We start from the raw sequence: 23,500 nt of genomic DNA, 5'->3' as shown, positions 1-23,500 counted from the left end.
GCACGGAGCCGCTTTATGCCGGGTGGCGGCTGGCGCCTTACCCGGCCTACAAAACTGAAGCAGCAGGTCCGGCATGCGCAGCGCCGCCGGGCATTACAAAATACGCCGCTGCTGACGCTGCGCCTCGCGGGCGAGGCGCTTTTTACGCGCGTCGCACGGTTCCGGACAATCGCAGACTTTCTCCAGCCCCAGCGCGGAGATCCCACCGCAGCTGCCCTGGATGCTCTTGCGCTTCACCAGGTAGCCCAGCGACATGCCGAAGATCACCAGCGCAAAAATCACAAAGGTCGCGATAAATACCGTCAGCATCGTCAGCCTCCAAAGTCGTCGAGGAGAATATTCTCGTCCTCGACGCCCAGATCTTTGAGCATCTTAATTACCGCGGCGTTCATTACCGGCGGCCCACACATGTAGAACTCGCAGTCTTCCGGCGCCGGGTGATCGCGTAGATAGTTCTCGTACAGAACGTTATGGATAAAGCCGGTATGCCCGGTCCAGTTATCTTCCGGCAGCGGATCGGAGAGCGCGACGTGGAAGGTAAAGTTTGGATTGTCGCGCGCCAGCTGTTCAAACTCCTCATCGTAGAACATTTCGCGCAGCGAACGGGCGCCGTACCAGAAGCTGATTTTGCGCGTGCTGTGCAGGCGCTTGAGCTGGTCGAAAATATGCGAACGCATCGGCGCCATCCCGGCGCCGCCGCCGATAAACACCATCTCGGCGTCGGTTTCTTTAGCAAAGAACTCGCCAAACGGCCCGGAAATCGTCACCTTATCGCCCGGCTTCAGCGACCAGATATAGGATGACATGATCCCCGGCGGCGCATCCGGGACCTTCGGCGGCGGCGTCGCGATGCGCACATTGAGCATAATGATGCCCTTCTCTTCCGGATAGTTAGCCATTGAGTAGGCGCGCAGGGTCGGCTCTTTCACCTCAGAGACATAGCGAAACAGGTTGAACTTATCCCAGTCTGAACGGTATTCATCGGGAACATCAAAATCTGCATAGGCCACTTTATGCGGCGGGCATTCAATCTGAATATAGCCCCCGGCGCGAAACGGCACCACCTCCCCCTCCGGGATCCGCAGCTTGAGCTCTTTAATGAAAGTGGCTTTGTTATCGTTAGAGATAACTTCACACTCCCATTTTTTGACCCCGAAAATCTCTTCCGGCAGTTCAATCTTCATGTTCTGCTTCACCGCCACCTGACAGGCCAGACGGCAACCGGCTTTGGCATCCCGCTTAGTAATATGCGAAAGCTCGGTCGGCAGGATATCCCCGCCGCCCTCTTTAACAGTTACCCGACACTGGCCGCAGGAGCCGCCGCCGCCGCAGGCGGAGGAGACGAAGATCCCGTTGCTGGACAGCGTGTTCAGCAGTTTGTCACCCGCAGGGGTGCGGATCTGTTTATCCGCTTCGTTATTGATCTCAATAACCACGTCGCCCGCGTTCACCAGCTTTGAGCGCGCTGCCAGGATAAGCCCCGACAGCACCAGCACAATCAGCGTGAACATCACGACGCCAAGAATAATTTCCATACTTATTCGCCCTTATAGCTGCACGCCGGAGAAGGACATAAAGCCCAGCGCCATTAGTCCGGTGGTGATAAAGGTGATCCCTAACCCGCGCAAACCGGCAGGCACGTTGGCGTACTTCATTTTTTCGCGGATCCCCGCCATCGCCACGATCGCCAGCATCCAGCCAATGCCGGAGCCGAAGCCGTAGACGATGGACTCCGGGAAGTTGTAATCGCGCTGCACCATGAACGACACGCCGCCGAAAATCGCACAGTTAACCGCAATCAGCGGCAGGAAGATGCCCAGCGCGTTGTACAGTGCCGGAAAATACTTATCGAGGATCATCTCGAGGATCTGCACCAGCGCGGCGATCACTCCGATAAAGGTGATGAAGTTAAGAAAGCTGAGATCCATCCCCTCAACCAGCGCGCCGTCGCGCAGCACCAGGTTATAGACCAGGTTATTGATTGGCACGGCAAGCCCCAGCACTACCGTCACCGCGACGCCGAGGCCGAAGGCGGTGGAGACCTTTTTCGACACCGCAAGAAAGGTGCACATCCCGAGGAAGAAGGCCAGCGCCATGTTCTCAACGAACACCGCGCGGACAAACAGGCTGATGTAATGAGCCATCACCGATTACTCCTTTTCCTGCTGCTCAGGCTTCCAGCTACGCAGGGCCCAGATCAGCAAACCGATAATGAAGAACGCGCTCGGCGCCAGCAGGAACAGGCCGTTCGGCTGATACCAGCCGCCGTTCTGCACCGTCTCCAGCACCGTGATACCGAACAGCTTGCCGCTACCGATAAGCTCGCGCAGGAAGCCGACGATAATCAGGATCGCGCCATAGCCGAGACCGTTGCCAATACCATCCATAAAGCTCGCCAGCGGCGGCGACTTCATGGCGTAGGCTTCGGCGCGGCCCATCACGATGCAGTTGGTGATGATAAGCCCGACGAATACCGACAGCTGTTTGGAGGTCTCATAGGCGAAAGCCCGCAGCAGCTGATCCACCACGATCACCAGCGAGGCGATGATCGCCATCTGCACGATGATGCGCACGCTATTGGGAATATGGTGGCGGATCATCGAGATAAACATGCTGGAGAACGCCGTCACCAGGGTCACCGCAATGGTCATCACGAAGGCGGTTTCCAGTTTGGTGGTTACCGCCAGTGCGGAGCAGACGCCCAGCACCTGCAGGGCGATGGGGTTATTGGCGATGAGCGGCCCCACCAGCACGCGCTTCACCTCTTTCATATCGCTCTGTTCAGCCATTATTCAGCTCTCCCTCACGAACCTTTTTCAGGAACGGACCAAAGCCCAGTTCGCCCATCCAGAAATCAAAGCTATGCTGTACGCCATTGGACGTCAGCGTGGCGCCGGATAAACCGTCAACCGCGTGGAGATCGCCTGCGCGCGCGCCGCCTTTCACCACCTTCAGCGCCGGCATGCCGTTGTCATCCAGCACCTGCTTGCCGACAAACTGCTGGCGCCAGTTCGGGTTTTCCACCTCGCCGCCCAGCCCCGGCGTTTCGCCCTGATCGTAGTAAGTAATGCCTTTTACCGTGCGGCCATCGACGTCCAGCGCCACGAAGGCATACATCATCGACCACAGGCCGTTGCCATAAATGGGCAGCACCACCTGCTCAATCTTCTGCTGCGCGTCGCGCACCAGGTAAATTTCCGCCAGATTACTGCGTCGCTTTATACCAGCCGGATCCTGACTGGCATCCAGGGCCATACTCTGCTGCGGATCCTTCAGCGCCTGAGCCTGATTAAATTTACCCGGGTCTTTCTCCAGCAGTTCGCCGGTGGCCAGATTCACCAGTCGCGGGGTAATGCGCGCCGCGAAGGTGTCCGCTACCGCATCCGCATCCATACCGGGGTGCATCAGCCCTGACACTGCCAGGATATTGCGCTGCTTATCCAACGCCCGCTGCGCCTGCTGGCGGGATTTCAGCCCCACGGCCGAGCCCGCCACCACGATGGAGCAGACCAGACAAAGCACCAGCACCACCAGCAGCGTTTTGCCGATGCTATCGTTACTTTTCTTCTCAGCCACGCGACTTCCTCCGCTTAATATTGGCCTGCACCACCAGATAATCGAACAGCGGTGCGAAGAGGTTGGCGAAGAGGATCGCCAGCATCATCCCTTCCGGATAAGCCGGGTTCACCACGCGGATCAGCACGCACATCACGCCGATCAGCACCCCGTAACTCCATTTCCCTTTATCGGTAAACGAGGCGGATACCGGGTCCGTCGCCATAAACATCATCCCGAAGGCGAAACCGCCGAGCACCAGATGCCAGTACCATGGCATAGCGAACATCGGGTTGGTGTCGGAGCCAATAACGTTAAACAGGGTGGCGGTGGCGATCATGCCGATCATTACCCCGGCGACGATGCGCCAGGACGCGACGCGGCCAAAGAGGATGATCGCCCCGCCGATGAAGATCATCAGTGTTGACACTTCGCCAATTGAGCCGGGAATATTGCCGAGGAAGGCGTCCATCCAGCTCACCGGCACGCCAGTCGCCACGTTCACCAGCGCTTCACCGCCGCCGCTGGCCCACTGGGAGAGCGGCGTGGCGCCGGAGAAACCGTCCGCCGCGGTCCATACGAGATCGCCGGAAATCTGCGCCGGATAGGCGAAGAACAGGAACGCGCGCCCCGCCAGCGCCGGGTTGAGGAAGTTGCGCCCGGTGCCGCCGAAAATCTCTTTGGCGATCACCACGCCGAAGGAGATCCCCAGCGCCGCCTGCCACAGCGGCAGCGTGGGCGGCACAATCAACGCGAAGAGAATAGAGGTAACGAAAAAACCTTCGTTAATCTCATGCTTGCGCACAATCGCGAACAGCACCTCCCAGAAGCCGCCGACGATAAAGACGGTGAGGTAGATAGGCAGGAAAAATACCGCGCCCAGGGTCATCATGCTCAGCCAGCCGGCGTCGGCACTGAAGCTGACGCCTAACCACTGGGCGACGCTGTAGTGCCAGTTGTTGGCGATCGCCTGCTGCAGCTGTTCGGCGCCGTATAGCTTGTGCAGCGCCGGAATGGTCTGCAGCCCAACGTTGTACATGCCCCAGAACATCGCCGGGAATACGGCAAACCACACGAGGATCATCATCCGCTTCAGGTCGATGGCGTCGCGCACGTGCGCCGCGCCGCGGGTTACCTGGCCCGGCGTGTAGAAGATGGTCGCCGCCGCCTCATACAGCGGGTAATATTTTTCCAGCTTGCCGCCATGCGTGAAATGCGGCTCAAGTTTCTCAATCAGGTGCTTTAAGCCCATCTCTTATCCTTCCTGCTCAATCCGGGTTAACACGCTGCGCAGCGCCGGGCCATATTCATACTTTCCAGGGCAAACATAGGTGCACAGCGCCAGATCTTCTTCATCCAGCTCCAGACAGCCCAGCGCCTGAGCGCTGTCGGTGTCTCCGGCCAGCAGATCGCGCAGCAGTATGGTCGGCAGGATATCCAGAGGCATCACCCGCTCGTAGTTGCCGATCGGCACCATCGCCCGCTCGCCGCCGTTGGTATCGGTGGAAAAATGAAAGCGCTTGCGCTTGAAGAAATGGCCCAGCGTGGTGCGGGTAATCGAGAATTTCTCTTTGCCCGGCATCACCCAGCCGAAGAGCTCTTTTTCCCGCCCTTCTTTGACCACGCTCACCTGCAGATGGAAGCGCCCCAGGAAGGCGTGAGGGCCATGGGCGCGGGCGCCGCTAAGCACCGAGCCGGAAATGACCCTGTTTTCCCCCTCCTGCAGCTCACCTGCCAGCAGATCCTCCAGGCTGGCGCCGAGCGTCGTTTTGACCAGCCGCGGAGATGTTACCTGCGGGCCGCCGAGCGCAATTATCCGTTCGCAGTAGAGCTCCCCGTCGAGGAAAAGCTTACCAATGGCGATCGCGTCCTGATAATTGAGGTGCCAGACCTGCTTATTCAGGCTCACCGGCTCCAGAAAGTGAATATGCGTTCCCGGCAGCCCCGCCGGGTGCGGCCCGCTGAACTGATTGAAACAGACCTGGCCGAGAGGATGACCGCCCAGCTTGCCGCCGCTGGGCTGGCAGACGTGCACTTTCCCGTCGGTCAAGCGCGTGAGCACGGTAAGACCGGCGTCGAAGGCGGCACGTTCGGCCAGAATAATCGGCTGCGGCTCCGCCGCCAGCGGATTGGTGTCCATGGCGTTAACAAAGATAGCGGCGGGCGTGCTCCCCGGGAGCGGCGTTTTGCTGAACGGTCGGGTACGCAGCGCCGTCCATTGGCCCGACGCCAGCAGCTGCTGCTGTACGGTGTCGCGCGGCAGTTCGGCCAGCGCGTCCGCGGCGTAACGGGTAAACGCCACCGCGTCATTGCCCTCGATATCAATCACCACCGACTGCAACACGCGCCGTTCGCCGCGGTGGATCGCGCTGACGATCCCGCTCGCCGGGGCGGTAAAGCAGACGCCAGGGATCTTTTTATCTTCGAACAGGATCTGACCTTTTTTGACCCGATCGCCTTCTTTAACCGCCATCGCGGGACGCATGCCAACGTACTCTTCGCCGAGTAGCGCGACGCGCTTCACCGCTGGCGCGGGAGAAATCTGCTGTAATGGCATGCCAGCTATGGGCAAATCCAGCCCTTTCGTGATTTTAATCATATCGTTAGCAGGTATCCGTAACCTCAACCCCGACGCAGGTCAGGGCCAGCTTATTGACAGAATGGCAGAGAAGAAAGGGCGAAACGGCGCCAGTAGCGCTCAGGACGGAAGAGAAGCATCCTTTCTTACTCTGATGATGAACCGGCGCAAGTGTAACATTTCGTGAGCGGCGGCTGTAGCGCAAGGGGCGATAAGTGCTTCTAAAATGCGAGCTATTGCGCAAAGTTCTCACTGTGTTTTCGTCGCTGGCAGGGTATAAAGTGAGGCTGATTTGTAAACGCCGCCACGTCGCCCTTGCGAAAAAATGCCGTGATGCTAATGTGAGCGCTCTAAATCCAGAAAACTCTGATTTCGGGTCTCTCTTGCCGTCCTGGCAATGTGGCTATTTTGTTTTATCAAGGAACAAGCAGTATGCGCAAAATCGCATTATTTATTGCGATGCTTCTGTTGCCGTGCGTGTCATTTGCCGGGCTGCTCAGCAGCAACAGCCCGACAACGCCGGTAAGCAAAGAATATAAGCAGCAATTAATGGGTTCACCGGTTTACATTGAGATCTTTAAAGAAGAGCGCATGCTCGATCTTTACGTCAAAATGGGTGAGACCTACCAGCTCCTCGACAGCTACCGGATCTGCAACTACTCCGGTGGCCTCGGTCCGAAACAGCGCCAGGGCGATTTCAAGAGTCCGGAAGGGTTCTATAACGTCACCCGCAGCCAGCTCAAACCCGACAGCCGCTTCTATAAAGCGATTAACATCGGCTTCCCGAACGCCTACGATCGCGCCCATGGTTATGAAGGGAAATACCTGATGATCCACGGCGACTGCGTCTCAGTCGGCTGCTACGCCATGACCGACAGCGGTATCGATGAGATCTTCCAGTTCGTGACCGGCGCTTTAGTCTTCGGCCAGCCAAGCGTGCAGGTGAGTATCTATCCGTTCCGCATGACCAACGCCAACATGGAACGCCACAAATACTCCTACTACGCGGATTTCTGGAAACAGCTCAAGCCTGGCTATGACTATTTCCAGCAGACCCACAAACCGCCGGTCGTATCAGTGACCGACGGCCGCTATGTGGTGAGCAAGCCGCTCAGCCACGAGGTTGTCCAGCCGCAGCTGGCCTCAAACTACACGCTCCCCGAGACAAAATAACGCCCACTCGCCTGGCATGATCTTATGCCAGGTTTCATTGGCCGTCAGCGGCTGCGTGGCGATAACCGTGACCACATCGTTGGGTGTGGTCTCGCGTTGAAAGTCGATCTCCACATCCTGGTCCAGCAGTTTTGCCACGCCGAACGGCGCTCGCCGGGTGATCCAGTGCAGATTGGTCGAGCAGAACGCCATTACGTAGCGCCCGTCCGACAGCAGCATGTTGAACACCCCTTTCTCACGTAGTTCACCCGCGAGGGTGGCGATATACTTGAAAACGCCCAGCATATTGCCCGGCGTGCGCGGATAGCGCTCGGTTAAACGGTGCAGCAGCCAGCAAAACGCTTTTTCACTGTCGGTTTCACCTACCGGATGAAAATTACCGGTTTTCAGTGACTTATAGCCTTTTAGCTGCCCATTGTGCGCATAGGTCCAGTTGCGCCCCCACAGTTCGCGGGTGAAGGGATGGGTGTTCTCCAGGGCCACCCTCCCGCGGTTGGCCTGACGAATATGGGCGACGACGGAACAGGACTTAATGGGGTAATCCTGAACCAGTTTCGCGATCGGCGACTGAAAGCTCGGCTGGGGATCCTTGAATGTGCGACAGCCTTTACCTTCATAGAAGGTAATGCCCCAGCCGTCTTTATGCGGCCCCGTCCCGCCGCCGCGCTGCACCAGCCCGGTAAAGCTAAAACAGATATCGGTTGGCACATTGGCGCTCATCCCGAGCAGTTCGCACATAGATCACCTCACCCTCACAAATCACGACGGCGCCGGAGCGAGGCCACCGTCAACAGTACACACTCACCTGCCTGTTAGCCTTTCGCCATCTCTTTTTCGATCAGCATAATCAGAATGTGGATCACTTTGATATGGATCTCCTGGATGCGGTCGGCGTAGCCAAAGTGCGGCACGCGAATTTCCACATCAGCGCTACCGGCCATTTTACCGCCGTCTTTACCGGTCAGGGTGATCACTTTCATCCCCTGCGCCCGCGCGGCCTCAATGGCCTTAATCACGTTGCCGGAGTTGCCAGACGTGGAGATACCGAGCAGCACATCGCCTGCGCGGCCAACGGATTCAACGTAGCGGGAGAACACATACTCATAGCCAAAATCATTGCTCACGCAGGAGAGGTGGCTGACGTCGGAGATCGCGATGGCCGGGTAACCCGGGCGGTTTTCGCGATAACGTCCGGTCAGCTCTTCCGCAAAATGCATCGCATCGCAATGGGAACCGCCGTTACCGCAGGACAGCACTTTCCCACCCGCCTTAAAGCTATCCGCCAGCAGGACAGCGGCACGCTGGATAGCATGGATATTGGCTTCGTCCTGCAGAAAGTTAGCCAGCGTTTCCGCGGCTTCGTTCAGTTCGTTACGAATAAGATCCTGGTACATGAGGATAATCCTTCAGTATGAGTGGAATAACCCCGGCAGTGTACCGGATAGCCGTCGAAGCGAGAAGCAGCAGGCAGCGTTATCCCTCGCTCTTTTGATTTTATGTGCCGCTTTTGCATACAACAATGTGAGCAAGGTTGTAATTATTTTGTAAACACATTGCTAAATAAAAACGCATGCACTACAACCAATACATCACAAGTGGTCAGACCTCCTACAAGCTCAGGGAGCATTTCTCTATGATGATTTTGAGTATTGTTGCAACCGTCGTTTTACTCGGCGCGCTCTTCTATCACCGGGTCAGCCTGCTGCTCAGCAGCGTGATTTTGCTCGCCTGGACCGCGGCGCTCGGCGCGGCCGGAGTGTGGAATATCTGGCTGCTGCTGCCGCTGGCGATCATACTGTTGCCGTTTAACTTTGCGCCTATGCGTAAATCCATGATTTCCGCACCGGCGTTTCGCACATTCCGCAAGGTGATGCCGCCGATGTCGCGCACGGAAAAAGAAGCCATCGACGCCGGCACCACCTGGTGGGAAGGCGATCTGTTTCGCGGCAATCCTGACTGGCAAAAGTTACATAACTATCCGCAGCCGCGGCTGACCGCCGAAGAGCAAGCTTTCCTCGACGGCCCAGTTGAAGAAGCCTGCCGGATGGCTAACGACTTCGCCATCACCCACGAAATGGCCGATTTGCCGCCGGAGCTGTGGGCCTATCTGAAAGAGCACCGCTTCTTCGCGATGATCATTAAGAAAGAGTATGGCGGACTTGAGTTCTCCGCTTACGCTCAGGCACGAGTACTGCAGAAACTCTCTGGCGTCTCCGGCATCCTGGCGATTACCGTCGGCGTCCCGAACTCGCTGGGCCCGGGCGAACTGCTGCAGCATTACGGTACCGAAGAACAGAAGAATCATTATCTGCCGCGTCTGGCACGCGGCCTGGAAATCCCTTGCTTCGCTCTCACCAGCCCGGAAGCGGGCTCTGACGCCGGCGCCATCCCGGATACCGGCGTGGTGTGCATGGGCGACTGGCAGGGTCAACAGGTGCTGGGGATGCGCCTGACCTGGAACAAACGTTATATCACGCTGGCGCCTATCGCCACCGTGCTGGGGCTGGCTTTCAAACTCTCTGACCCGGATCGTTTGCTGGGCGGAGAAGAAGAGCTGGGTATCACCTGCGCGCTGATCCCCACCTCCACCCCGGGCGTGGAAATCGGCCGTCGCCACTTCCCGCTGAACGTGCCGTTCCAGAACGGTCCAACCCGCGGCAAAGATATCTTCGTGCCTATCGATTACATCATCGGCGGCCCAAGCATGGCCGGTCAGGGCTGGCGCATGCTGGTTGAATGTCTATCGGTCGGCCGCGGTATTACTCTGCCGTCCAACGCCACCGGTGGTCTGAAATCCGTTGCCATGGCGACTGGCGCTTACGCCCATATTCGCCGCCAGTTCAAAATCTCCATCGGCAAAATGGAAGGGATTGAAGAGGCGCTGGCGCGTATCGCCGGTAACGCCTATGTGATGGACGCTGCGGCGTCGCTGATCACCTACGGCATCATGCTCGGCGAGAAACCTGCAGTGCTGTCCGCTATTGTGAAATATCACTGCACCCACCGCGGCCAGCGCTCCATTATCGACGCGATGGATATTACCGGCGGGAAAGGCATTATGCTGGGCGAAGGCAACTTCCTCGCCCGGGCCTATCAGGGCGCGCCTATCGCCATCACCGTGGAAGGCGCAAACATTCTGACCCGCAGCATGATGATCTTCGGTCAGGGGGCGATTCGCTGCCATCCGTACGTACTGGAGGAGATGGCCGCCGCGCAGAATAATGACCTGAACGCCTATGACAAGCTGCTGTTCAAACACATCGGCCATGTCGGCAGTAATAAAGTGCGGAGTTTCTGGCTGGGCCTGACCGGCGGGCGCACCAGCAGCGCGCCGACCCGTGACGCCACCCGTCGCTACTATCAGCAAATGAATCGTCTGAGCGCCAACCTGGCACTGCTGTCAGACGTCTCAATGGCGGTGCTCGGCGGCAGCCTCAAGCGACGCGAACGTATCTCCGCCCGTCTGGGGGATGTGTTAAGCCAGCTGTACCTGGCCTCGGCGGTGCTGAAACGCTATGACGATGAAGGACGCAATGAAGCCGATCTGCCGCTGGTTCACTGGGGGGTACAGGACGCGCTGCACCAGGCCGAGCAAGCCATTGACGATCTGTTGGACAATTTCCCGAACCGTCTGGTGGCAGGCGTAATGCGCTTGGTCATCTTCCCGACCGGCCGTCATCATCATGCGCCGTCGGATAGGCTGGACCACCAGGTCGCCAAAATTCTGCAGGTGCCCAGCGCCACGCGCTCCCGCATCGGTCGCGGTCAGTATCTGACGCCGAGCGAGCATAACCCGGTAGGCCTGCTGGAAGAGGCCCTGCTGGAAGTGATGGCGGCCGATCCTATCCACCAGCGGATCTGCAAAGAGTTGGGTAAAAATCTGCCGTTCACCCGTCTGGATGAGCTGGCCCACAACGCGCTGGCCAAAGGATTAATCAGTCAGGATGAGGCCGCCATTCTTACCCGTGCAGAGCATAGCCGTCTGCGCAGCATTAACGTCGACGACTTTGCGCCAGAGGAGCTGGCGACAAAGCCGGTAAAGCTGCCGGAAAAAGTTCGTAAAGTTGAAGCTGCATAATAAAACCACTACCACATCACACGCCGGGCGGGGAACTTTCCCCGCCTTTTTTTCGCCCTCTCCTCCCCTTTCGTTTCCATCAGTAGCATTTTTTTAACAAAATATTCCGCGGACCGCCGCGCGGCTGATATGGTGTTACAGTTAACCTAACCCCCTCATGAGAATGGAGTTGACCATTGTGCCTGGCCTGAAAATTTCGCTGTTGCAACAACCGCTGGTCTGGATGGACGGCCCTGCCAACCTGCGCCATTTTGATCGCCAACTGGAAGGAATCACCGGGCGCGATGTGATTGTTTTACCAGAGATGTTTACCACCGGCTTTGCCATGGAAGCGGCAAAACAGTCTTTACCCGAGGCCGACGTGGTGGAGTGGATGCATGCCCGGGCTGCGCAATCCCAGGCGCTGATTGCCGGCAGCGCTGCGCTGCAAACTGAACACGGCGCTGTTAACCGCTTCCTGCTGGTCGAGCCTGACGGTACGGTGCACCATTATGATAAACGGCACCTGTTCCGTATGGCCGATGAACATCATCACTATGAGGCCGGAAACCAGCGCGTGGTCTTTGAATGGCGTGGATGGCGAATCCTGCCGCTGGTCTGTTACGACCTGCGCTTTCCGGTATGGTCGCGTAATCAGAACGACTATGATTTGGCGCTGTATGTCGCCAACTGGCCGGCGCCGCGCTCGCTGCACTGGCAGTCGCTGCTGATCGCCCGCGCGATTGAAAACCAGGCCTATGTCGCCGGCTGTAACCGGGTTGGCACTGACGGCAACGGCCATCATTACCGCGGCGATAGTCGGATTATCAATCCCCAGGGGGAGATTATCGCCACCGCCGATCCGCATCAGGCCACTCGTCTTGATGCCGAGCTGTCGCTGAGCGCCCTTCAGGAATATCGTGAAAAATTCCCCGCCTGGCGCGATGCCGATCCTTTCACGATCGGCTAATCACCCTTCGGGAGCCGCTGCGCTCCCTTTTTATTCCACCACGATCCGCACAGCACAGTAGACCAATAACGCAGCCAGCATCCAGTTCAGTTGCCGCCCGTACAGCAAAAACAGGCGCTGAAACAGATGCCCCGCCAGCGCCCAGCACAGATTTCCCAGCGCGCCAATCGCCGCCAGCAGCAGACTCACGCTGATAAGCCAAACAGGCTCGCGAGTAACGGGCAGAACAAAGGTAGAGAGCGCGGTGATGCCATACAGAATAATTTTAACGTTGACGAACTGCAGCCCCAGACTCGCCCAAAAGCCTACCGGTTCTACACTCGGCATCCCTGTCGCCGGTTTGCTTTTGGCAATCTGCCAGGCCAGCCACAGGATGTACGCCGCGCCAATCCATCCCAATACCAGGGTAAAGCGTGAGTCGAGTTCAACCAGCGAAAAGGTTAAAGCCGCGCAAATCAACATAGTGATAATAAACCCGACGCTCATCCCGGCCAGCACCCGCAGGCTGCGGCGTAGACCATGGGAGGTGACGCTGCTCAGCGCCAGGATATTGTTGGGCCCGGGTGTCAGGGCGGTGATCAAAGTGTAAGTTAAAAAGGCGCTTATCAGGGTAGGTGTCACGGGTTTTCTCCTCTTGTCTGGCAGACACTACCCGAAGCTGATAATTTAAAAAAATGAATATTTTTTCATTCTCGCTTCGATAATATCGATACAAAGAGGAAATATGGATCTGCGACGCTTCATCACCTTCAAAACTGTTGTCGAAGAAGGTTCCTTTCTGCGCGCGGCGCAGAAACTATGCTGCACTCAGTCCACCGTGACTTTTCATATCCAGCAGCTGGAGCAGGAGCTTGCCATCCCGCTGTTTGAGAAAATCGGCCGGCGGATGTGTCTCACCGCCGCCGGTAAGAAGGTCCTGCCGCATGTCTACGACCTGACTAAAGTGATGGCCTCGATTCGTCAGGCGGCACGCCAGGACGATGAGCCCGGCGGCGAACTTCGCGTCGCCACTGGCGAAACGCTGCTGGCGTATAAAATGCCGCGGGTGCTGCAGCGTTTTAAGCAACGCGCTCCGAAAGTGCGCCTGTCGCTGCAGTCGCTCAACTGCTACAGCATCCGCGATGCGCTGCTTGCCGACGAGGTCGATTTGGGGGTGTTTTACCGGGTGGGTAACGATGACGCGCTCACGATAATGGAGCTTGGCCAGCAGTCGCTGGCGCTGGTCGCATCGGTCGAGCAGGCGCCGGTAGACTTCATGCGCCCGCGGCAGCATATCCCGCTGAGCTTTATCATCAACGAACCCCAGTGCGTGTTCCGGCAGATTTTTGAAAGCACCCTGCGCCAGCGCGAAATTACTCTGGAGAACACCATTGAGCTGTGGAGTATTGAGAGTATCAAGCAGTGCGTGGCGGGAAATCTGGGAGTGAGTTTTCTGCCACGCTTTGCGGTGGAGGACGAGCTCAAGCGCGGGACGCTGGTTGAGCTGCCATTCAGCGAGACGCCGTTGACGATCCATGCGCTCTGCGCCCACCATGCCGGGAAGGCTATCAGTCCGGCGATGCGGGTATTTATGCAGTGCATGCAGGAGGAACAAGAGGTGCGCTGAAATTCGGCGACGAAAACGACGAAAGCCTGAATCATTGCTGACTCAGGCTTTCTGAATAGTGGCGGAACGGACGGGACTCGAACCCGCGACCCCCTGCGTGACAGGCAGGTATTCTAACCGACTGAACTACCGCTCCGCGTTGTTGTTCCGTTGGGAACGAGGCGAATATTACGGATTCCCCTCTACCCCGTCAACGCTTTTTCTACCATTTTGAATCGTTTGCTGCAAAAATCACCCAACCGCCTACTTTTAATTCATTTTAGTGGCTATCAGGCACGCCACAGGCAGCTTCCGCCTTTCTTTTGTACCAGGTCGAGGCGGGATTCATGGTTCGCCAGTTCTTCATCTGAGGCATAAACCACGCGTAACTGACTGCCGGCGCGGACGACGCGCTGAATTCCCATCTCTCCCGCCTGCTGCTGGCTTTCGCCTTCCATAGAGAACGCCATCGAAGTCTGGCCGCCGGTCATCATCAAATAGACATCGGCAAGGATCTGGGCATCGAGCAACGCCCCGTGCAGCGTACGCTTGCTGTTGTCTATTTCGTAACGCGAACATAGCGCATCGAGGCTGTTGCGCTTGCCAGGAAACATTTTCCGCGCCAGCGCCAAACTGTCGGTGATTTTACAAAAGGTCTCGGTTTTTCCGATGCCGCGGTTTAGCTTACTGAATTCATAATCCATAAAGCCGATATCGAACGAGGCGTTATGGATCACCAGCTCCGCGCCGCGGATGTAATCCATAAACTCATCAGCCACGTCGGCAAAGGTAGGTTTATCCAGCAGGAACTCATCGGCGATCCCGTGTACGCCGAATGCTTCAGGATCCACCAGCCGATCGGGCTTCAGATAGACGTGAAAATTGTTACCGGTCAGGCGGCGGTTGATCACCTCCACGGCGCCGATCTCAATGATCTTGTGTCCCTCGTAGTGTGCCCCGATCTGGTTCATACCGGTGGTTTCGGTATCGAGAACAATCTGGCGCGTAATTGCAGTGCTCATAGCGGTCATTTATGTCAGACTTATCGTTTACAAATCGATTTCAATTACAGGAAGTCTACCAGAGATGCTCAAACAGGTAGAAATTTTCACCGACGGCTCTTGCCTGGGTAATCCAGGACCTGGCGGCTACGGCGCCATCATGCGCTACCGCCAGCACGAAAAAACCTTCAGCGCTGGCTACCGTCTGACCACCAATAACCGCATGGAACTGATGGCGGCAATTGTTGCCCTGGAAGCGTTAAAAGAGCATTGCGAAGTAGTGCTCAGCACTGACAGCCAGTATGTTCGTCAGGGGATCACCCAGTGGATCCACAACTGGAAAAAGCGCGGCTGGAAAACGGCAGAGAAAAAGCCGGTGAAAAATGTCGACCTCTGGCAGCGGCTGGACGCCGCGCTTGGCCAGCATAAAATTAAATGGGAATGGGTAAAGGGCCACGCCGGCCATCCTGAAAATGAACGCTGCGACGAGTTGGCGCGCGCGGCGGCCTCCCACCCCACACTGGACGATGTCGGCTACCTGCCTGAGAGTTAATTCTGCCCTTTGCGCCACTGCCGGGTGGCGCCCACCGCCGGCCGCAGCTGAGTTTTCGCTTTGCCGGATTTCATCGGATTGAGCGTCAGCGGAATGGTCCGTTTGCGGGCGACAATCAATTGCAAACAGCCCAGCGCCGGCAGATGGGTGCTCAACAATTTGCCGCCATGGCGCGACCAGGGCAAAACCTGGTAACGTCCATAGTGCAGCACTTCAAAGTTGAGCAGCGCCAGCCAGTCCAGCTGGCGCATCAGCGTAAACATACGGCTATTATAAGGCGTTCCTTTGCGCAGGACCGGCACCAGCTTACGCAACCCCATCAGGCTGACCGGATTAAACCCGGTCAGGATCATCCAGCCATCATCGATCAGTACACGATCGGCTTCCCGCAGCAGACGATGCGGATCGCTACACCACGGCAGGGTGTGCGCCAGCAGGCAGGCGTCAACGGACTTTTCGGCAAAGGGTAAATGCAGCGGGTCAGCCCGGACCTGCATTGGATTTCCCGCCAGCGAGACATTCACCTGGTGCGAGATGGCGCAAGCTTCGGTATTGATTTCCGCGCTCAGATTGCCAATCTTAAGCAGATGAAAGCCATATAATTTAGCCAGCCACGGTTTCATCTGCTGCTCCAGCGTTTCGCGATAGTATTCGCCCCACGGCATACTGGACCAATGCTCAGGCGCTGTCACTGTGTGAGGTATCCTTGCCGGCTTCATTGCCACCTTCCGCTACGCTTTAGAGGTAATTTATGAATCTTATCAGTATTCCCGCGTTTCAGGACAACTACATCTGGGTTCTCAGTGAGAATAACGGCCGCTGCATCATCGTAGATCCAGGCGAAGCCGCGCCGGTTCTGGCGGCCATCGAGGAAAACCAGTGGCAGCCCGAGGCTATTTTACTGACCCATCATCATCAGGATCACGTCGGCGGCGTAAAACAATTACGTGAGAAATTCCCTTCTATAGTGGTTTACGGGCCGGCGGAAACCCAGGATAAAGGCGTCACTCAGGTGGTAGGCGATGGCGATCGGCTGTCAATTCTCGGGCACGATTTTTCCATTTTCTCTACGCCAGGTCACACATTAGGACATATCTGTTACTACAGCGAACCTTATCTGTTCTGTGGCGATACGATGTTTTCCGGCGGCTGCGGAAGGCTGTTCGAAGGTACAGCAGAGCAGATGTATCAATCATTTATGAAAATTAATGCCCTTCCTGAAGAAACCCTCATATGTTGCGCACATGAATATACGTTAGCGAATATGAAGTTTGCATTGAGTATCCTGCCAGATGATAGGGACATAAACGATTACTATCATAAAGTTAATGAGTTACGTGCAAAAAAACAAAAAACACTACCCGTAACTCTGAAAAATGAGCGGCGTATAAATTTATTTTTACGCGTAAATGATATTGATTTAATTGACAAAATTAACAAAGAAACAAATTTGCAACACTCTGTGGCGCGATTTGCATGGTTAAGGTCAAAGAAAGATGACTTCTGATATTTAATTCTTGTCATCGGCCAACTTCGCCGTTATCCTTGGTCGTCTTTTAAGCAACTATTGACACACACATGAAGGCACGAGCGATATTACTCGCCTCTGTCCTGCTGGTGGGGTGCCAGGCGTCTAAGCACGATGGCACCGTCGAACAGCGAGCACAGAGCCTTTCTGCGGCTGGTCAAGGGGAAGCAGGCAAGTTCACAAGTCAAGCGCGCTGGTTAGATGATGGAACCTTCTACGCGCAAGACCAGGATCTGTGGACTTCCATAGGCGACGAGCTAAAGATGGGAATACCGGATAATCCCCGGATTCGCGAACAGAAACAGAAGTACTTAAGAAATAAGAGCTATCTCCACGATGTAACTTTACGGGCAGAGCCGTATATGTACTGGATAGCCGGGCAGGTTAAGAAACGTAACATGCCAATGGAACTGGTATTACTACCCATAGTGGAGAGCGCTTTTGACCCACACGCGACGTCTGGCGCCAATGCCGCAGGCATTTGGCAGATCATTCCGAGCACAGGGCGCAATTATGGTTTAAAACAGACCCGCAGTTACGATGCGCGTCGTGATGTCGTCGCGTCTACTACCGCGGCGCTGGACATGATGCAACGTCTGAACAAAATGTTCGACGGCGACTGGTTGTTAACGGTCGCAGCCTATAACAGCGGCGAAGGCCGGGTCATGAAGGCAGTAAAAGCGAACCGTTCGCGTGGCAAACCCACCGATTTCTGGTCGCTGTCTCTGCCGCATGAAACGAAAATCTACGTCCCGAAAATGCTGGCATTGAGCGACATTCTCAAAAACAGCAAACGTTACGGCGTAAAGCTGCCTACGGCTGATGAAAGCCGTGCGCTGGCGCGCGTTCGCCTCGACAGTCCGGTTGATATTTCTCAGCTCGCGGACATGGCCGGTATGCCGGTCAGCAAGCTGAAGACGTTCAATGCGGGCGTAAAAGGGTCAACGCTGGGCGCGAGCGGGCCAAAGTACGTCATGGTGCCGCAGAAGCACGCCGCACAGCTGCGTGAATCGCTGGCCTCTGGCGACATTGCCGCCGTGCAGCCGACGCAGCTCGCGGACAATACGCCGCTGACCAGCCGTAGCTATAAGGTGCGTTCCGGCGACACCATTTCCGGGATTGCTTCCCGTCTTGGTGTGACGACCCGCGATCTGCAGCAGTGGAATAACCTGCGCGGCTCTGGATTAAAGGTTGGGCAGAATCTGGTTATTGGCGCAGGCAGCAGCGCCCAGCGTCTGGCGAACAACAGCGATAGCATCACCTATCGCGTTCGTAAAGGCGATTCGCTGTCGAGCATCGCCAAACGTCACGGCGTTAATATTCGCGACGTGATGCGCTGGAACAGCGATACCGACAACCTGCGCCCAGGCGATCAGCTAACGTTGTTTGTGAAAAATAACGATCGACCAGAGTCCTGATACCTCTGGTTCGACAAAAAGGCACCGACTTCCCCGGTGCCTTTTTTGTTGCCTAAATTAAACCGCTTTATGCGCTTCGAACAGAATGGTATCGCTGGTAAACGATCCGTCCTCCTGTAACTCGAAGTACGCTTTGACCTCCGCCGAAGCGCTCTGCTGATATAAGCGAATCGCCTCCACCAGCGGCTCAGGAGTACGCATCCGCGCCACCCATGAACTGAACTCCAGCGGCAGGCGATCGGTCAACAACTGGTTAACCACCAGCCCCGCTTCAGTCGCCAGCGTCAACCACTCGCCGCTGGAATAATTACGCACATGCGAGGTGTCGCGCAGGGCTTCCACCGTCTGCAGCCAGACATCACGTACCGGATGACCCGGCGACATCACGTCCATCACGATAATCACCCCGCCCGGCTTGAGAACACGTTTCACCTCACGCAGCGCCTGGCCAACGTCATGCCAGTGGTGAGCAGAGTAGCGGCTAATCACCACATCAAAGCTGGCATCAGCGAACGGCAGCGTTTCGGCGTACCCCTGCTGGGTCACGATATTGCTAAAACCTTTCTCCTTTGCCGCGGCGGCAACGACCTCCAGCATCTGGCTCGATAAATCATAGGCGGTCACCTCGGCAACCTGTCCCGCCGCGGTAAAGCTGGCGTGCCCTGCCCCGCAGCCCATATCCAGCACTTTCGCCTGAGGAAAATCAGCCAGCCGTTCCGCCAGCCGCTGCAGATCGCGACCAGAGGCGTGTACGGCGCTGGTCAGATAGGCGCTGGCCTGGGAGCCGAACTGCTTTTCGACGTTGTCATGGTGAGAGCGTGTTGTCATGTTGTCTTGTCCTTACGGTTTTTTTTGAGTAATAAAAGGCAGCACCATGCATGCGCAGGCCTGCCCCATGGCAGGCCTGACCAACCTTAAATTAATCAGGCTTGCCGGGACTGAATTCGACTAGTAGCGGGTTGTGGTCGGAGGCGCGGGTCACCAGCACGGAAGCATCGTGCACGCTTAACCCACGGTAGAACACAAAATCGAGGGGACGACCAAACGCGCGGCGGCGCTGATCGTCTGAGAAACGAACTTCGCGTAACGACATCTCACGCGCAAAGCGGTACAGCGCATTCATCCGCGGCCGGCTCCAGGCATTGAAGTCGCCGGCCATGATCACCGGCCCGCTGTGATGGGCGATCTGATCGCCAATTGGCAGCAGCTGTTTGCTGTAGACGTCGACGCCAAGGCTAAAGTTGACGGCATGGATATTGACTACCATCAACAACCGCGCATCCGGCAGCGGATAAACGGTCACTAACGCCGATTTCGGCAATCGCAAAATAGGCTCGCGCTCGCGCAGCGGACAGCAATAGATGGGGTGCGCGGAGGCCAGCGTCATTACGCCGGAAGGATGCTGCGGCAATACCAGCGCCGGCACCTGATCGGCGGCCAGATAGTTTGAAGTCGCGAACCGGACCAGTTCTGGGGTAGTTTGCGCCTCCTGCAACAGGACCAAATGCGCATCTTTGCCGAAATTTTTGAGGACCGACTGCCACTCTGCGCGCTGCTGCTTGAAGATATTCCATACCAGCACGCGGATCTTCTCATCGCTGCTTAACGGCGTGCCGGCGGGATAAACCGGACTTACGCCCGCAAACGCCCCCGGAGGCAATATTCTCTCCGCAGGTTGTCCGGCGACATAGCGCATGGCGTAGGTGTTCTTTCGCAATTTGGGCATTAATCCTCGATAACAGAAACCAGCCCGACGACGACTGGTTATTCTGTTATAGGGATTTTCCCATACACTTTCAATGCAAATTGCGAGAAACCCTTAGCCTTCGGGAGAAAGCGCTGCCGAACGGCGTGGCAATTTATCTAAACGTCCGCTCAGGACCACCAACAGCAAAGCGACCAGCACAATCATCGCGCCAATCCACGGCGTCTGCGCCAGACCGTACCGTTCGACCGTCTGTCCGCCGACGATCGACCCCAGCGCGATACCGATATTGAAGGCGGCAATATTCAGGCCGGAAGCGATGTCGACGGCGCCAGGCGTGTACTGTTCGGCTTTTAGCACCACATAGACCTGCAGACCCGGCACGTTGCCGAAGGCGAAAACGCCCATCACCAGCACTGTCGCCAGCGCGGCATAGTGAACGCTGGCGGTCAGCTGGAAGACCAGCAGCAGCACAACCAGCGCAGCGAAGATAAACTTCAGCGCGGAGACGGCGCCATGCTTATCGGCCAGTTTGCCGCCCCACACGTTACCTATAGCCACCGAGACACCATAGCCCAGCAGGATCCAGCTCACCGCTGACGGGCTGAAGCCGGCCAGCTCCTGCATCATCGGCGCCAGGAAGGTAAAAGCGGTAAACACGCCGCCATAGCCCAGCGCGGTAATGGCGTAGATCATCAGCAGGCGCGGATGGGTTAATACTTTCAGCTGATCGCGCAGGCTGGCGCTGGCGCGGCCCGGAATATTATTCGGCACCAGAAGCAGACTGCTGATTAGCGCAATCACCCCGAGAATCGATACCGCGAGGAAGGTTTCCCGCCAGCCGAAATGCTGGCCAATAAAGGTGCCAAAGGGAACGCCGGTCACCAGCGCGACCGTCAGGCCACCGAACATAATGGCGATGGCCGAGGCTGCTTTCTCTTTTGCCACCAGGCTGGTGGCGATTGTCGAGCCGATAGAAAAGAACACGCCGTGCGCCAGACCAGTCAGCAGTCGCGCCAGGATCAGCGTTTCATAGCCCGGGGCCTGCCAGGCCAGTATGTTACCCGCCGTAAACAGCACCATCAGCGCCAGCAGCAGCTGTTTACGCGGCATACGCCCGGTCAACGCCGTCAGTACCGGGGCGCCGATCGCCACGCCCAGCGCGTAGATAGAGACCAGCAGTCCCGCCGAAGGCAGAGAGATAGAGAGTTGCTGAGCAATGGTCGGGACCAGGCCGACAATCACAAATTCAGTGGTGCCAATTGCGAAGGCACCGATGGTTAAGGCAAATAGCGCCAGTGGCATAATTTACTCCGTAGCATCAGGATTAAGATGACACGTAGTATGAAGGGTTGTATAAATAACAAAAACTATCAAAGTATCAATAGAATTTTGCTATAGGTGCAATAATGAGAGCCACATCAGAGGAGATCGCCATCTTTGTGGCGGTGGTGGAAAGCGGGAGTTTCAGCCGGGCGGCCGAGCAGCTCGGACAGGCCAACTCCGCCGTCAGCCGGGCGGTCAAAAAGCTGGAATCAAAGCTAGGCGTAAGCCTGCTCAATCGGACCACCCGCCAGCTCAGCCTGACAGAAGAAGGCGAGCGCTATTTTCGCCGTATGCAGGTGGTCTTGCAGGAAATGGCGGCGGCAGAGAACGATCTGCTGGAGACGCGCACGACGCCGCGGGGCCTGCTGCGGGTAGATGCCGCGACGCCGGTGATGCTGCATTTTCTCATGCCGCTGGTGAAGCCATTTCGCGAGCGCTACCCGGAAATGACGCTGTCGCTCGTCTCGTCTGAGACGTTTATCAATCTGATTGAACGGAAAGTGGATGTGGCCATTCGGGCCGGGACCTTAACGGATTCCAGCCTGCGCGCCCGACCGCTGTTTACCAGCTATCGTAAGATCGTCGCCTCGCCCGACTATGTCGCGCGCTACGGTATGCCGCAGCATCCATCCGATCTGAAACAGCATCACTGCCTCGGCTTCACCGAGCCGGTATCGCTGAATACCTGGCCGGTATCCTGTTGCGATGGCCAGCTGTTAGAGATCGAAGCGGCGGTGTCATCCAATAGCGGCGAAACGCTCAAGCAGCTGTGCCTTACCGGCAACGGTATTGCCTGCCTGTCGGATTACATGGTGGATAAAGAGATTGCCAGCGGAGAGTTTGTCGAGCTACTGGCGGATAAGCGCTTACCGGTGGAAATGCCTTTCAGTGCCGTCTATTACAGCGACCGGGCGGTCAGCACTCGCATCAGGGCATTTATTGATTTTCTGAGCGACCACGTAAAACAGCTCCCGAAGGAGCTGTCGTAATACCTTCTCGGGCGGCAGGGCGAACGGCATACCGGTAGCGAGTGATTAATCCCACTGCGGCGCCAGACCTTGCGGGCTCACCAGCCGATCGTTGCAATCCAGCGCAGCGATCGCCTGTCGATCTTCATCATCCAACTGCAGATCCAGCGCCTTCAGGTTGCTGGCCAGGTTTTCACGCTTCGTCGAGGACGGGATCACCGCGTACCCCTCGCCCATCGCCCATGCCAGGATAACCTGTGCCGGAGTCGCATTATGTTTCGCCGCGATACGGGCAATCACTTCATCTTTCAGCGCCTTACCATAAGCCAGCGTCATGTAAGAGGTGATGTGGATGCCGTGCTCACGTGCCCAGTCGACGACTTTACGGTTTTGCAGATACGGCGAGAGTTCAATCTGGTTGGTCGCAATGTTTTCAGCGCCAACGGCGGCAATCGCGCGCTCCATCAGTGGAATAGTGAAGTTGGAGATACCAATCTGACGGGTCAGACCCAGCTTCTTCGCTTCCATCAGGGCTGCCATAAACTCTTCAACGGCAACCGCATCGTTCGGTGATGGCCAGTGGATGAGCGTCAGGTCAACATAGTCCGTGCGCAGCTTCTGCAGACTTTCTTGCAGGCTGGCGATGAGTTTGTCTTTGCTCAGGTTCTCGATCCAGATTTTGGTAGTGATGAACAGCTCATCACGCGGCACGCCGCTTTCGGCGATAGCCTGACCCACCGCGGCTTCGTTGTCATAGATTTGCGCGGTGTCGATAGCACGATAGCCCAGCTCCAGCGCGGTTTTTACGGATGCGATAACAACATCATCTTTCAGACGGAAGGTGCCAAGACCAAATGCAGGGATTGCCATGATTTTCCTCGTTATTTCTTCATTTCGGTTAACGGATGAAATTATGGCTGATGGTGTGGAGGGGAAAAAGAGCGATTAATGCAGAGGATTTTTGCTGAATTAGCAATAATAGAGAACAGATCAAACAAAAAAGCCCTGAGCAAATGCTCAGGGCTCTTAATAAGTGGCGGAACGGACGGGACTCGAACCCGCGACCCCCTGCGTGACAGGCAG

24 protein-coding genes and 1 tRNA gene are annotated in these 23,500 nt (G+C 56.7%); 8 read left to right on the top strand and 17 right to left on the bottom strand.

Annotation, left to right across the window (positions count from 1 at the left end):
- Window positions 1-93: 93 nt before the first annotated feature.
- From nqrM to RRF55_RS21985, 7 genes are read right to left on the bottom strand one after another with little or no spacing between them, the layout of a single operon-like run.
- Window positions 94-309, bottom strand: coding sequence for a (Na+)-NQR maturation NqrM (gene nqrM, locus RRF55_RS22015; RefSeq protein ID WP_004178678.1), 216 nt, complete (start codon window positions 307-309; stop codon window positions 94-96).
- Between the two features lie 2 nt (window positions 310-311).
- A complete protein-coding gene (gene nqrF, locus RRF55_RS22010; protein ID WP_002889720.1) occupies window positions 312-1,535 on the bottom strand; it encodes an NADH:ubiquinone reductase (Na(+)-transporting) subunit F in 1,224 nt (407 codons plus the stop codon).
- A gap of 12 nt (window positions 1,536-1,547) precedes the next feature.
- On the bottom strand, window positions 1,548-2,144 hold the full coding sequence (gene nqrE / locus RRF55_RS22005) for an NADH:ubiquinone reductase (Na(+)-transporting) subunit E (RefSeq protein ID WP_282863293.1): 597 nt from the start codon (window positions 2,142-2,144) through the stop codon (window positions 1,548-1,550).
- 6 nt (window positions 2,145-2,150) lie between these two features.
- The gene (locus RRF55_RS22000; RefSeq protein WP_002889716.1) at window positions 2,151-2,789 is read right to left on the bottom strand and encodes an NADH:ubiquinone reductase (Na(+)-transporting) subunit D; all 639 of its coding nucleotides are present in this window, start codon (window positions 2,787-2,789) and stop codon (window positions 2,151-2,153) included.
- Entirely contained in the window at window positions 2,782-3,576 is a 795-nt protein-coding gene (locus RRF55_RS21995; RefSeq protein ID WP_004177336.1) for a Na(+)-translocating NADH-quinone reductase subunit C, read from the bottom strand. The genes RRF55_RS22000 and RRF55_RS21995 overlap by 8 nt, the downstream gene beginning before the upstream one ends.
- Window positions 3,569-4,807, bottom strand: a complete 1,239-nt coding sequence (locus RRF55_RS21990; protein ID WP_002889703.1) for an NADH:ubiquinone reductase (Na(+)-transporting) subunit B — start codon at window positions 4,805-4,807, stop codon at window positions 3,569-3,571. Before RRF55_RS21990 ends, RRF55_RS21995 begins: the two co-directional genes overlap by 8 nt.
- Before the next feature lie 3 nt (window positions 4,808-4,810).
- Window positions 4,811-6,154, bottom strand: coding sequence for a Na(+)-translocating NADH-quinone reductase subunit A (locus tag RRF55_RS21985; RefSeq protein ID WP_002889702.1), 1,344 nt, complete (start codon window positions 6,152-6,154; stop codon window positions 4,811-4,813).
- 411 nt (window positions 6,155-6,565) lie between these two features.
- On the opposite strand from RRF55_RS21985, the gene dpaA reads away from it, so the two are divergent.
- Entirely contained in the window at window positions 6,566-7,306 is a 741-nt protein-coding gene (gene dpaA, locus RRF55_RS21980; RefSeq protein ID WP_002889699.1) for a peptidoglycan meso-diaminopimelic acid protein amidase, read from the top strand.
- On the opposite strand, the gene RRF55_RS21975 is transcribed toward dpaA, so the two are convergent.
- Both RRF55_RS21975 and lpcA read right to left on the bottom strand, forming a co-directional pair.
- Complete coding sequence (locus tag RRF55_RS21975; protein ID WP_002889696.1) at window positions 7,277-8,044, bottom strand: class II glutamine amidotransferase; 768 nt, start codon at window positions 8,042-8,044, stop codon at window positions 7,277-7,279. The genes dpaA and RRF55_RS21975 overlap by 30 nt on opposite strands.
- Before the next feature lie 74 nt (window positions 8,045-8,118).
- Window positions 8,119-8,700: a D-sedoheptulose 7-phosphate isomerase gene (lpcA, locus tag RRF55_RS21970; RefSeq protein ID WP_004145825.1), complete on the bottom strand. Its 582-nt coding sequence runs from the start codon at window positions 8,698-8,700 to the stop codon at window positions 8,119-8,121.
- A gap of 239 nt (window positions 8,701-8,939) precedes the next feature.
- Here lpcA and fadE point away from each other — a divergent pair, with 239 nt between their 5' ends.
- Both fadE and RRF55_RS21960 read left to right on the top strand, forming a co-directional pair.
- On the top strand, window positions 8,940-11,384 hold the full coding sequence (gene fadE, locus RRF55_RS21965) for an acyl-CoA dehydrogenase FadE (protein WP_002889690.1): 2,445 nt from the start codon (window positions 8,940-8,942) through the stop codon (window positions 11,382-11,384).
- Window positions 11,385-11,562: 178 nt separating this feature from the next.
- Window positions 11,563-12,333 (top strand): amidohydrolase, encoded by a 771-nt coding sequence (locus tag RRF55_RS21960; RefSeq protein WP_002889689.1) that lies wholly within the window; start codon window positions 11,563-11,565, stop codon window positions 12,331-12,333.
- 30 nt (window positions 12,334-12,363) lie between these two features.
- Here the strand turns inward: RRF55_RS21960 and eamB are convergent, their stop codons facing one another.
- Entirely contained in the window at window positions 12,364-12,954 is a 591-nt protein-coding gene (gene eamB, locus RRF55_RS21955; RefSeq protein WP_002889688.1) for a cysteine/O-acetylserine transporter, read from the bottom strand.
- A 103-nt stretch (window positions 12,955-13,057) separates the two neighbouring features.
- On the opposite strand from eamB, the gene RRF55_RS21950 reads away from it, so the two are divergent.
- Entirely contained in the window at window positions 13,058-13,939 is an 882-nt protein-coding gene (locus RRF55_RS21950) for a LysR family transcriptional regulator (RefSeq protein ID WP_016530025.1), read from the top strand.
- Between the two features lie 59 nt (window positions 13,940-13,998).
- Here RRF55_RS21950 and RRF55_RS21945 read toward each other — a convergent pair.
- A tRNA-Asp gene (locus tag RRF55_RS21945) sits at window positions 13,999-14,075 on the bottom strand.
- A gap of 133 nt (window positions 14,076-14,208) precedes the next feature.
- Window positions 14,209-14,940 (bottom strand): DNA polymerase III subunit epsilon, encoded by a 732-nt coding sequence (gene dnaQ / locus RRF55_RS21940; protein ID WP_004152034.1) that lies wholly within the window; start codon window positions 14,938-14,940, stop codon window positions 14,209-14,211.
- Window positions 14,941-15,004: 64 nt separating this feature from the next.
- Between dnaQ and rnhA the strand changes: the two genes are divergently transcribed.
- Window positions 15,005-15,472 carry a ribonuclease HI gene (gene rnhA, locus RRF55_RS21935; protein ID WP_002889686.1) on the top strand — a complete coding sequence of 156 codons (468 nt, stop codon included), beginning with the start codon at window positions 15,005-15,007 and terminating at the stop codon, window positions 15,470-15,472.
- Here rnhA and RRF55_RS21930 read toward each other — a convergent pair.
- Entirely contained in the window at window positions 15,469-16,191 is a 723-nt protein-coding gene (locus RRF55_RS21930; protein WP_002889685.1) for a class I SAM-dependent methyltransferase, read from the bottom strand. The genes rnhA and RRF55_RS21930 overlap by 4 nt on opposite strands.
- A gap of 32 nt (window positions 16,192-16,223) precedes the next feature.
- Between RRF55_RS21930 and gloB the strand changes: the two genes are divergently transcribed.
- On the top strand, window positions 16,224-16,979 hold the full coding sequence (gene gloB / locus RRF55_RS21925) for a hydroxyacylglutathione hydrolase (protein ID WP_004145833.1): 756 nt from the start codon (window positions 16,224-16,226) through the stop codon (window positions 16,977-16,979).
- A gap of 71 nt (window positions 16,980-17,050) precedes the next feature.
- Window positions 17,051-18,418 carry a murein transglycosylase D gene (gene mltD / locus RRF55_RS21920; protein WP_004210407.1) on the top strand — a complete coding sequence of 456 codons (1,368 nt, stop codon included), beginning with the start codon at window positions 17,051-17,053 and terminating at the stop codon, window positions 18,416-18,418.
- A gap of 57 nt (window positions 18,419-18,475) precedes the next feature.
- Here mltD and RRF55_RS21915 read toward each other — a convergent pair whose 3' ends face one another.
- The 3 genes from RRF55_RS21915 to RRF55_RS21905 all read right to left on the bottom strand — a co-directional run bounded on the left by RRF55_RS21915 (window position 18,476) and on the right by RRF55_RS21905 (window position 21,428).
- The gene (locus RRF55_RS21915; RefSeq protein WP_002889630.1) at window positions 18,476-19,246 is read right to left on the bottom strand and encodes a class I SAM-dependent methyltransferase; all 771 of its coding nucleotides are present in this window, start codon (window positions 19,244-19,246) and stop codon (window positions 18,476-18,478) included.
- A 91-nt stretch (window positions 19,247-19,337) separates the two neighbouring features.
- Complete coding sequence (locus tag RRF55_RS21910; RefSeq protein ID WP_002889629.1) at window positions 19,338-20,135, bottom strand: endonuclease/exonuclease/phosphatase family protein; 798 nt, start codon at window positions 20,133-20,135, stop codon at window positions 19,338-19,340.
- 102 nt (window positions 20,136-20,237) lie between these two features.
- On the bottom strand, window positions 20,238-21,428 hold the full coding sequence (locus RRF55_RS21905) for an MFS transporter (RefSeq protein WP_032414551.1): 1,191 nt from the start codon (window positions 21,426-21,428) through the stop codon (window positions 20,238-20,240).
- 104 nt (window positions 21,429-21,532) lie between these two features.
- Here RRF55_RS21905 and yafC point away from each other — a divergent pair, with 104 nt between their 5' ends.
- Entirely contained in the window at window positions 21,533-22,438 is a 906-nt protein-coding gene (gene yafC, locus RRF55_RS21900) for a DNA-binding transcriptional regulator YafC (protein WP_002889616.1), read from the top strand.
- 45 nt (window positions 22,439-22,483) lie between these two features.
- Here yafC and dkgB read toward each other — a convergent pair whose 3' ends face one another.
- Window positions 22,484-23,287: a 2,5-didehydrogluconate reductase DkgB gene (gene dkgB / locus RRF55_RS21895; RefSeq protein WP_439419167.1), complete on the bottom strand. Its 804-nt coding sequence runs from the start codon at window positions 23,285-23,287 to the stop codon at window positions 22,484-22,486.
- Between the last annotated feature and the right edge of the window lie 213 nt (window positions 23,288-23,500).

Source organism: Klebsiella sp. K47 (assembly GCF_051858335.1).
GTDB lineage: Bacteria > Pseudomonadota > Gammaproteobacteria > Enterobacterales > Enterobacteriaceae > Klebsiella > Klebsiella pneumoniae.
Note: the sequence above shows the minus strand (reverse complement) of the source record. Positions and strands in the feature narration are given on the sequence as shown.